The sequence below is a fragment of the Paenibacillus sabuli genome (assembly GCF_014705605.1).
GTDB lineage: Bacteria > Bacillota > Bacilli > Paenibacillales > Paenibacillaceae > Paenibacillus_D > Paenibacillus_D sabuli.
The window spans coordinates 33,306-43,533 of sequence record NZ_JACXIZ010000055.1; the positions used below are offsets into that span (position 1 = coordinate 33,306).

Consider the following 10,228-nt stretch of genomic DNA (forward strand, 5'->3'; position numbering starts at 1 on the left):
AATCTAAAGGAGCGATTAACTTGACTATATTGGACCATAAAATCGACTTCGCCGTCGTCCTGTCGGTGAAAAAAGCGAACCCGAACGGCGACCCGCTCAACGGCAACCGCCCACGTCAAAACTACGACGGCTACGGGGAAATCTCCGACGTCGCGCTGAAGCGCAAAATCCGCAATCGGCTGCAGGACATGGGCGAGGCCGTCTTCGTCCAGTCGAACGACCGCAAGAACGACAGCTACAACAGCCTGCGCGAGCGGGCCGAGGGCAACCCGGACCTGGAGAAGATCATGAAGTCGAAAAACGGCTCAGCCGACGAATTCGCCCAGCTCGCCTGCCAGACCTGGATCGATGTGCGCAGCTTCGGCCAGGTGTTCGCCTTCAAGGGCGACAAGAGCGGCACCGGCGTCTCAGTCCCTGTACGCGGTCCGGTCTCGATCCATACTGCGACGAGTCTGCATCCGATCGACATCACGAGCACGCAGATCACCAAGAGCGTCAACTCGGAGCCGGGCACGTCCCGGGGCTCGGATACGATGGGGATGAAGCACCGCGTCGACTCAGGCGTGTACGTCTTCTATGGCAGCATCAACACCCAACTGGCGGAGAAGACCGGCTTCACGATCGAGGATGCCGAGAAGCTCAAGCAGACGCTGCGGACGCTGTTCGAGAACGACCTGTCATCGGCGCGGCCGGAGGGCAGCATGGAGGTGCGCACGGTGTACTGGTGGGAGCATGGCTCCAAGCTGGGGCAGTATTCCTCGGCCAAGGTCCACCGTTCGCTGCTCGCCGAGCGCATCTCCGACGAGCCGCGGGGCTATGAGGACTATACCTTCTCGGTAGCTCCGCTGGACGGACTCGAAGTCCAGATCCTCGATGGGCTATAACGACGAAGACGACTTCTTGATGATCTCGGAGATTCAGCACTTCCAATTCTGCAAAAGACAGTGGGCACTCATCCATATCGAGCAGCAATGGGAAGAGAATGTCCGAACGGTGGAGGGGCAGCATCTGCATCAGAAGGCCGACCAGCCCTTCGTGCGCGAGAAGCGCGGCGACAAGCTGGTCGTGCGGGCGATGGCGGTGCAGTCGCGGGAGCTGGGGCTAAGCGGGCGCTGCGACGTCGTCGAATTCCTGCGGGACGAGGAGCGGGGCGTGCCGATCCACGGCGCCGACGGGCGCCATCTCCCCGTGCCGGTGGAGTACAAGCGCGGCAAGCCCAAGCGCGGTGCCGAGGATGTGCTGCAGCTGGCGGCGCAGGCGGTCTGCCTGGAGGAGATGCTGCTATGCGAGGTCGGGCGGGGCGAGCTGTATTATCACGAGATTCGACAGCGCGTCCCGGTGCCGCTCACGGCCGTGCTCAAGGCGCAGGTCAAGGAGACGGTGCTGGAGATGCAGGAGCACCGCCGGCGCAATCATACGCCCAAGGTGAAGACCGGGCCGCATTGCCGGAGCTGCTCGCTCCAGCATCGCTGTCTGCCGGGGATGCTGGGCAAGCGCTCGGTCGGCAGCTACATCGCAGCGAAGCTCGGGGAAGAAGGGAAGGCCGGGGAAGAAGGGGAGGTCGGCGAATGAAAAAGCTGCTCAATACGCTGTTCGTCACGCAGCCGTCCACGTATCTGTCGCTGGAGGGCGACAACGTCGTTCTCCAGCGGGAGCAGCAGAAGGTGGCGCAGCTGCCGCTGCACAACTTCGAATCGATCGTCGCCTTCGGCTATGCCGGTGCCAGTCCCGCCCTGATGGGCTATTGCGCTGAGCGCAATATCGCCATCGTCTTCCTCACCATGAACGGGCGCTTCCTGGCCCGGGTGATCGGCGAGAGCAAGGGCAACGTCGTGCTGCGCAAGCGGCAATACCTGCTGTCCGAGGACGAGCCGTCCTCGGCGGTCATCGCGCGTAATTTCATCCTCGGCAAGCTGTACAATCACAAGTGGATGCTCGAGCGGACGGCCCGGGATTATGCGCTGCGTATCGATGCGGAGGCGTTCAAGGAAGGCTCGCGTCAGCTATCGCTGGTCATGGCGGAGGTCCGCGCGTGCACGGACCTGGATCGGCTGCGCGGGCTGGAGGGGCAGGCCGCCGTGGTCTACAATCGGCTGTTCGACGAGATGATCCTGCAGCAAAAGGATGTCTTCGCGTTCAAGCAGCGCACGCGTCGTCCGCCGCTCGATCCGGTCAATGCGATGCTGTCGTTCGCGTATACGCTGCTGGCCCATGATATGCGCGCCGCGCTGGAGGGCGTCGGACTGGATGCCTATGTCGGCTTCATGCACCGCGACCGTCCCGGGCGCGAATCGCTGGCGCTTGATGTGATGGAGGAGCTGCGCGGCGTCGTGGCGGACCGCTTCGTGCTGTCGATGATCAATCGCAAGCAGGTGGCGAAGGACGACTTTCTGACCAAGGAGAACGGGGCGGTCGTCATGAAGGACGAGCCGCGTCGGGCCTTCCTGTCGGCCTGGCAGGAGCGCAAGCAGGAGGAGCTCACCCATCCGTATCTGGGCGAGAAGATCACCTGGGGTCTGGTGCCGCATGTGCAGGCGCTGCTGCTCGCCCGCTACCTGCGCGGCGATCTCGATGAATACCCGCCATTCCTGTGGAAGTAGGTGAGGAACGATGCTGGTGCTGATCACCTATGATGTCAGCACGACGACGCCGGCCGGCCAGCGCCGCCTGCGCCAGGTGGCCAAGACCTGCCAAGCGTACGGACAGCGCGTACAGAATTCGGTCTTCGAATGCATCGTCGATGCTGCGCAGTTCGCCTCGTTGAAGATCCGATTGCTTGAGCTGATTGACGAAGAGAGCGACAGCCTTCGCTTCTATAGGCTGGGCAATAACTACAAGAGCAAGGTCGAGCATGTCGGGGCCAAGGCATCGATCGATGTAGAGGGGCCGGTTATCTTTTGAACGGAGAGTGACTGGTAAGTGACTAACGAGTAACTGGCGAGCCGGCGGTGCGAACCCCAGGTGCACATGATTTCCCCGGGAGGTTCGCACCCCGCGCCAGCACTGGCTTTTTTGGGGAAGGGCTCGTCTTTTGCGGCCGAAAAACGTATACTAAAAATAGGTTCGCACTTTTGGGCCCGGGAGCCCTTGCCCCGTAAGGGCTCCCGGGCGCCGCTGTCGCATCCCACTGGGATGCGTGGATTGAAACAAGCCCTCCCGATCGCCTTGTGATCGATCTTGCGTCGCATCCCACTGGGATGCGTGGATTGAAACCGTCAACAGCAGCTCCGCATCGGGGCGGTGCGGGTCGCATCCCACTGGGATGCGTGGATTGAAACGCCATCGCCCGGTATCACCGTCAATCCTGACGGCGCGTCGCATCCCACTGGGATGCGTGGATTGAAACGCGGCGCTTGGTACGGCGGCTAATGCCTCTTTGAGTCGCATCCCACTGGGATGCGTGGATTGAAACCACATGTTGGGTAAAAAATAATGACGGAATTATCAGTCGCATCCCACTGGGATGCGTGGATTGAAACCTGATATTACAATTAGAGATTTTACAATTGACACGTCGCATCCCACTGGGATGCGTGGATTGAAACGGAGATGGATTTTTCTTGGAACGCGAACAAAGTGTCGCATCCCACTGGGATGCGTGGATTGAAACATGCGCAGCCGGGCCGATACATGATGAAGCTCGGCAGTCGCATCCCACTGGGATGCGTGGATTGAAACTTCGCGTCGCTTGTCGAGTCGCTCGAGCAGTTTGGTCGCATCCCACTGGGATGCGTGGATTGAAACATAATTCTAATTGTAAGCTCTTCCATTAGCAAATGTCGCATCCCACTGGGATGCGTGGATTGAAACACATATAGCGCCGTTCCATTAGCGATATAATCAAGTCGCATCCCACTGGGATGCGTGGATTGAAACACAACACCTAAGTCATAATCCGATATAAATTCCGCGTCGCATCCCACTGGGATGCGTGGATTGAAACCAACTGATCATTGATTGTATTTTCCATTTTTTAAGTCGCATCCCACTGGGATGCGTGGATTGAAACATCGTCTCCTCAGTTGGGTTAAGAATTTGTCTTAAGTCGCATCCCACTGGGATGCGTGGATTGAAACCGCATTGTCCAGCCCACAAACCCGCTCGTAAGTGGTCGCATCCCACTGGGATGCGTGGATTGAAACATCTCAACTAAGTTAAGGTCTGAGAACACTTTTTAGTCGCATCCCGCTGGGATGCGTGGATTGAAACCCGATTCAAAATTCATCAAATATGGACAAAAGGCTCGTTTTTCTAACTCAAAAAAATGTATACTGGTATCAGGTTTGCACTTTTGGCTCCGGGCACCCTTACGCTGTCAGGGAGTCTGGGTGCGGCTATCGCATCCCACTGGAATGCATGGATTAAAACTACGAACAACAAGTGCGTCTGCACGTGCGCGGACCATACTAAGCACAACAAGTGCGTCCGCCTTTCGCGGACTTTACTTGCCATGAGGAGGGCTAACATCATGAAAAAAAAGGTCGTCGTAACCGGAGGCAGCGGTCGGCTAGGTGTGTGGGTCGTGAAGGAGTTGCTGGCGAGCGGATACGAGGTGGTCAATGCCGATCAGCGCCGCTCCGAGGAGCCGGGTGTTCGTACTGTCGTGACGGATCTCGAGAACCTCGGCGAAGTGTACGGTGTGCTGCAAGGCGCCGACGCCCTCGTGCATCTCGCGGCGATCCCGCAGGCTTACACCCATGCCAACGAGCGCACATTTCGCAACAATGTGATGACGACGTACAATGTGCTGGAAGCGGCGGCGGGACTGGGCATACGCAAAGCCGTGATCGCCTCCTCCGAGTCGTCGTACGGGCTCGTCTTCCCGCTGAAACGACTGGAGCCCTTGTACGTGCCGATCGACGAGGCGCATCCGCAGCTCCCGGAGGACAGCTACGGGCTGTCCAAGATCGTCAACGAACAGACCGCCGATATGTTCCACCGCCGCACCGGCATGCAGGTCGTCTCGTTCCGACTGGGAAACGTAATCGCGCCGGACATGTATGCGAATTTTCCGGGCTTCATTCATCAGCCGGCCAAGCGCGAAGTCATCCTGTGGAGCTACATCGACGCGCGCGATGCGGGCACGGCCTGCCGACTGGCCCTCGAAGCCGAGGGGCTGGGCTCGGTCGCGCTCAATCTCGCGAACGACGAGACGAGCATGGATATTCCGACGCGCGACTTGCTCGCCGCCCGGTACCCTGACGTCGCCGACATTCGCGCGCCGCTCGAGGGCTACGAGACGCTGCTCGACAGCTCCAAGGCGAAGCGGCTGCTGGGCTGGCAACCGCAGCATCGCTGGCGGGATTACGTGGAGGTGCAGTAGACCAGCGGCTCAAAGCGGCTCAAGCAAAGACTGTGGTGAAGGTTGCTGAGTCTGTGCTAACGGACAAAAATGTCCGCTAGCGGGCTTTTTGGCAATATTCCGTTTCCTAACGGACATTTTTGACCATTAGCGTGAGAAAACGATGATTTCGCCAATGAGCGGGCCTTCTAACGGACAAAAATGTCTGTTAGAAGGCCCGCTTCCGTGGAAAAGAATGGCTAACGGACAAAAATGTCCGTTACTATCCGCTACACAACAATGTGGATCAATTCTGCGAAGCGGGATGCCCAATCGTGACGCGATGGCGCGTCATACGATGCTCCGCCGCTATGCCAGCTGCCGCATATGGCTTTGTACAGCGAGCCCGGCTGGTCGCGGATGAAATTTTTTCGCTTCCGCGCTCGCCGCCTGCATGCTCCCGCACGCCCGTTACGCCTCAATAGTGTCTCGTAGCCCTCGATAGGCCTCAATAGGACTCAACAGGGTCTCATAGGCCAATAGGGTCTCATAGCCCTCGATAGGCCGCTCTTGCACGGTCAAATTCTACACATTTCACCGGCAATGCCAGCCTTGTCACGGACCATTTACGCCGGTTCCTGTTTATTCAAAAAGCCTGCTGCGCCTGGCGCTGCGGGCTTTTTGGCGTGACAATGCACAGACGACATATTTACGATGACTGCGCGGCCTCTTTACAATTTGACCATAAGCCGGAGCAAGCCGGCGATGAATACGCTCACAGAAAGGAGGCGTTCGATTGTGAAAGCCAGCGTGCCAGCGCAAGCAAGCCCGGAGTCTGCGACGACCCGGTCGCATCCAAAGCGCAATTCCCCGCAGCCGGGACGCAAGCGCAACCAGTGGCGCAGACGCATCATGCACAATTGGGAGCTGTACCTGTTTATCGCGCCGTGTCTGCTGTATTTTTTCGTGTTCCATTACTTGCCGATGTACGGCATCCAGATCGCCTTCAAGAACTTCCTGCCGACCAAGGGCATCACCGGGAGCGAGTGGATCGGATTCGATCACTTCGAGCGGTTCTTCAATTCCTATTACTTCTGGGACCTGCTCTGGAATACGTTCAGCATCAGTCTCTACGAGCTGGCCGTCGGATTCCCGCTGCCGATCATCCTGGCGCTGGCGTTCAACGAGGTCAAGGACGGCCTGTTCAAGCGCGGCGTGCAAACGGTTACGTATGCGCCGCACTTCATCTCGCTCGTCGTCATGGCGGGGATGATCATCACCTTCCTCAGTCCGTCGTCGGGCATCCTGATCCGCATGCTGGAGGGGATCGGCATCGACACGCCGGCCTTCCTCGAGGACCCGCGCTGGTTCAAGACGGTGTACGTCGTCTCCGGGGTGTGGCAGAGCACCGGCTGGGGCACGATCATCTACCTGGCAGCTCTGGCCGGAGTCGATCCGCAGCTGCATGAGGCGGCGATCGTCGACGGGGCGAGCCGGCTGCGACGGGTGCTGCACATCAATCTGCCGACGATCGTCCCGACGATCTCGATCCTGCTGATCCTCAATGTCGGCAACATGCTGAGCGTCGGCTACGAGAAGATCCTGCTGCTGCAGAATTCGCTCAACATGGAGTCCTCGGACGTCATCGCCACCTTCGTCTACCGGACCGGTCTGGTGAATAATCAGCTCAGCTTCTCTACGGCGGTCGGCTTGTTCAACTCGGTCATCAACGCCATCCTGCTCGTCACGCTCAACCGCATCGCCAAGAGGACGGGCAACAGTCTGTGGTAAAGGAGGTCCCGATATGGTATCGGCAATCAAGGAATCCAGGGGAGACAAGGTCTTCCTCGTCCTGGTGTATCTGTTCCTGAGCGCGGCGCTGCTGGTCGTGCTCTATCCGCTGCTCTACATGATCAGCGCCTCGATCAGCACGCCGAAGTTCGTCAATTCCGGCGAGATGTGGCTGTGGCCCAAGGGGCTCACTCTGGACGGCTACCGACTCGTCTTCGACAATGCCAAGATCTGGACCGGCTACGGCAATACGATCCTGTATACCGCGATCGGGACGCTGATCAATCTGGCGATCACGCTGCCGGCGGCATATGCGCTCAGTCGCAGCGACTTCTACGGGCGCAATCTGTTCATGATCCTGATCCTGATCACGATGTTCTTCAACGGCGGCCTGGTGCCGCTCTACCTGGTGGTCAAGGATCTGGGGCTGATCAATTCGATGTGGGCGCTGATCCTGCCGGTGTCCGTCACCGTGTGGAACCTGATCGTGGCGCGGACGTTCTTCCAGTCTACGATCCCGCGCGAGCTGCAGGAGGCGGCGCACATCGACGGCTGCACCAATCTGCGCCTGTTCGTGCGGATCGTGCTGCCGCTGTCGGCGCCGATCATCGCGGTGATGGCGCTATTCTACGGCGTCATGCATTGGAACAGCTACTTCACCGCGCTGATCTACCTCAACGACGAGTCCAAGTATCCGCTGCAGATGGTGCTGCGCCAGATCCTGGTGCTGCAGCAGATGGGCTCGGAGACCAACGAGGCGCTCAGCTCGGACATGGCGGCGGCTGCGGCGAGCAAGGCCGAGGTCGCTTCGCTGGTGAAGTACGCGGTCATCATCGTCTCGACGCTGCCGGTCATCGCCGTCTATCCGTTCCTGCAGCGCTACTTCGTGCAGGGCGTGATGATCGGCTCGGTCAAGGGCTGAGCGGGGCGAGCGATCGTGCTGCGTGGAGGGTTGTACGCCGAGAGCCGCCACCATGCGATGAATCTACGCTCGTAACCGGAGTGCTGCGGGAGGACGGGAAGCGCGGGGCGGGGATCGCCGAGGCGAGGCTGCCTGGTCGCGCTTGCCAGCATACCGCCAGCTCCGTTTATGATACAATCAAGGGTTCTAAGACCCAAGGGAGGGGCACCACCATGACAAAAACAAAACAAGGTCTGCAGCTGCTGCTGGCCGGCGCCATGCTAGGGGGCGTGCTGGCGGGATGCAGCTCGGCGGACAATGACAACGGCGGCGCGACAGGCGGCGCGGAGAATGAGGCTGCGAGCACGGTTAGCAAGGAGGGCTTCCCGATTGTCAGCGAGCCGCTGACGCTCACGATGATGGCGCCGGACGTCGGCATCCAGAGCTGGGACAAGATGCCCGTGTTCGAGGAGATGGAGGAGCTCACGGGGATTCACATGGAATTCCAGAATGCGCCCAAGGACGGCTTCGAGACGAAGAAAAACCTCGTGTTCGCGAGCGGCACGTACCCGGATGTCTTCTACGCGGCCGGGCTGACGCCTGCGGAGCAGATGAATTACGGCGGACAAGGCATCCTGCTGCCGCTGGAGGATCTGATCGAGAATTACGCGCCCAACGTCAAGGCGATCCTCGACGAGAATCCGGACATCAAAAAATCGATCACGGCCCCGGACGGCCACATCTACGCGCTGCCGGTCATCGAATTCAACCAGCCGTGGTATCGCAATCCGCTCTGGTACAACGGTGAATTCCTGGAGGCGCTCGGCGTCGAGCAGCTGCCGCAGACGACCGAGGAGCTGTACGATTATCTCAAGCGGGTCAAGGAGGAGGATCCGAACGGCAACGGTCAGGCCGACGAGATCCCGCTCTCCTCGGCCTCGCCCGGCAACAGCCTGCGCGATATCCGCACGTGGCTGCTCGGCGCATTCGGCATCTACGAGGAGGAGATCTACGTCGATGACGACGGCCAGGTGCATTACACCCCGATGGAAGAAGGGTACAAGGACTACCTGACCTATCTGAACCGGCTGTGGGAGGACGAGCTGCTCGATCAGGAGAGCTTCTCCCAGACGGCGGAGCAGCGCGAGGCCAAGGCGCGCAACAATCAGCTCGGCCTGTACTCGGCCTGGACGGCGTTCCAGATGATGGGCGAGGAGCCCAATACCGACGATCCGATGTTCCTGCCGGTGACGGGCGAGGGCGTGGACGAGCCGGCGATCGCCAAGAACAAGGGCATCAATACCGGCGCCTACGCCATCTCCAGCACCAATCCGTCGCCGGAAGCGTCGATGCGGTGGGTGGACTACATCTACTCGATCGAAGGCGCGACGATGTTCAACAAGGGGCCCGAGGGCGTGCTGTGGCAGTATACGGACGAGGACACGTATGAGAAGGAATATCTGCCTGTACCGGACGGCGGCGATCGCGAGGAGTATCGCTCCAAGATCACGCCGAACTACGGCATCCCGGCGCCGACGATCAACCTGGCGGAGATCGACAACGGTCTGCTGGGCGAGGTCGACGACTGGATCAAAAACGAGACCAAGACGAAGCTGCTCGACCGCGGCGCGCGCATCCCGTTCCCGGTGCTCTTCCTGACGCCGGAGGAGCAGGCCGAGGTGACGCAGATGACCTCCGATCTCAATACGTACGTGCGGCAGATGGAGGCCAAGTTCGTCACCGGCGCGGAGCCGCTCTCGAACTGGGACAGCTACCTGAATACCATCAAGAAGATGGGCGGCGAGCGCATGGCCGAAATCTATCAGGCGGCCTACGATCGCTGGCTGGCCAGCTAACCGAATCATAATGGCAAAAGGCCGATGCGCTTGCGCATCGGCCTTTTGCCGGGCGAGGAGACGGGCGCGGGGACGCCGAATAGCCGCCAAAATGGCGGCTGCAGGAGGGGAAGCGGCGCGGGGAGGTTGAATAGCCGCCAAAATGGCGGCTGCAGGAGGGGAAGCGGCGCGCGGACACCGAATAGCCGCCAAAATGGCGGCTGCAGGAGGGGAAGCGGAGCGGGGACGCCGAATAGCCGCCAAAATGGCGGCTGCAGGAGGGGGAGCGGCACGGGGACGCCGAATAGCCGCCAAAATGGCGGCTGCGGGAGGGGAAGCGGCGCGGGGACGCCGAATAGCCGCCAAAATGGCGGCTGCAGGAGGGGAAGCGGCGCGGGGACGCCGAATAGCCGCCAAAAT

General features: G+C 60.0%; 8 protein-coding genes, 1 pseudogene and 1 CRISPR repeat array. All 9 genes and pseudogenes read left to right on the plus strand.

The genetic code is table 11. The features are described 5' to 3' along the window. Nucleotides 1–20: 20 nt before the first annotated feature. Nucleotides 21–884 carry a type I-C CRISPR-associated protein Cas7/Csd2 gene (gene cas7c / locus IDH44_RS23415; protein WP_190921255.1) on the plus strand — a complete coding sequence of 288 codons (864 nt, stop codon included), beginning with the start codon at nt 21–23 and terminating at the stop codon, nt 882–884. Then, the gene (gene cas4, locus IDH44_RS23420) at nt 874–1,572 is read left to right on the plus strand and encodes a CRISPR-associated protein Cas4 (RefSeq protein ID WP_190921256.1); all 699 of its coding nucleotides are present in this window, start codon (nt 874–876) and stop codon (nt 1,570–1,572) included. The genes cas7c and cas4 overlap by 11 nt, the downstream gene beginning before the upstream one ends. Further along, nucleotides 1,569–2,600: a type I-C CRISPR-associated endonuclease Cas1c gene (cas1c, locus tag IDH44_RS23425; RefSeq protein ID WP_190921257.1), complete on the plus strand. Its 1,032-nt coding sequence runs from the start codon at nt 1,569–1,571 to the stop codon at nt 2,598–2,600. The genes cas4 and cas1c overlap by 4 nt, the downstream gene beginning before the upstream one ends. 10 nt (nt 2,601–2,610) lie before the next feature. Continuing rightward, a complete protein-coding gene (cas2, locus tag IDH44_RS23430) occupies nt 2,611–2,901 on the plus strand; it encodes a CRISPR-associated endonuclease Cas2 (protein WP_190921258.1) in 291 nt (96 codons plus the stop codon). 215 nt (nt 2,902–3,116) lie between these two features. Next, nucleotides 3,117–4,209: direct repeats of the CRISPR family, unit length 32 nt; unit sequence GTCGCATCCCACTGGGATGCGTGGATTGAAAC. A 259-nt stretch (nt 4,210–4,468) separates the two neighbouring features. Further along, complete coding sequence (locus IDH44_RS23435) at nt 4,469–5,323, plus strand: NAD-dependent epimerase/dehydratase family protein (protein WP_190921259.1); 855 nt, start codon at nt 4,469–4,471, stop codon at nt 5,321–5,323. A 756-nt stretch (nt 5,324–6,079) separates the two neighbouring features. Next, on the plus strand, nt 6,080–7,072 hold the full coding sequence (locus IDH44_RS23440; protein ID WP_317890243.1) for an ABC transporter permease: 993 nt from the start codon (nt 6,080–6,082) through the stop codon (nt 7,070–7,072). A 13-nt stretch (nt 7,073–7,085) separates the two neighbouring features. Continuing rightward, nucleotides 7,086–7,994, plus strand: coding sequence for a carbohydrate ABC transporter permease (locus IDH44_RS23445; protein WP_190921261.1), 909 nt, complete (start codon nt 7,086–7,088; stop codon nt 7,992–7,994). 212 nt (nt 7,995–8,206) lie between these two features. Continuing rightward, nucleotides 8,207–9,829: a type 2 periplasmic-binding domain-containing protein gene (locus IDH44_RS23450; protein WP_190921262.1), complete on the plus strand. Its 1,623-nt coding sequence runs from the start codon at nt 8,207–8,209 to the stop codon at nt 9,827–9,829. 30 nt (nt 9,830–9,859) lie between these two features. Further along, nucleotides 9,860–10,228, plus strand: a pseudogene (locus IDH44_RS26800) (hypothetical protein); the annotation flags it as partial.

Bases quoted from the DNA above. Each gene is read 5' to 3' on its own strand.
- cas4 (WP_190921256.1), top strand. From the start codon at position 874: ATGGGCTATAACGACGAAGACGACTTCTTGATGATCTCGGAGATTCAG.
- cas1c (WP_190921257.1), top strand. From the start codon at position 1,569: ATGAAAAAGCTGCTCAATACGCTGTTCGTCACGCAGCCGTCCACGTAT.
- cas2 (WP_190921258.1), top strand. From the start codon at position 2,611: ATGCTGGTGCTGATCACCTATGATGTCAGCACGACGACGCCGGCCGGC.
- IDH44_RS23435 (WP_190921259.1), top strand. From the start codon at position 4,469: ATGAAAAAAAAGGTCGTCGTAACCGGAGGCAGCGGTCGGCTAGGTGTG.
- IDH44_RS23445 (WP_190921261.1), top strand. From the start codon at position 7,086: ATGGTATCGGCAATCAAGGAATCCAGGGGAGACAAGGTCTTCCTCGTC.
- IDH44_RS23450 (WP_190921262.1), top strand. From the start codon at position 8,207: ATGACAAAAACAAAACAAGGTCTGCAGCTGCTGCTGGCCGGCGCCATG.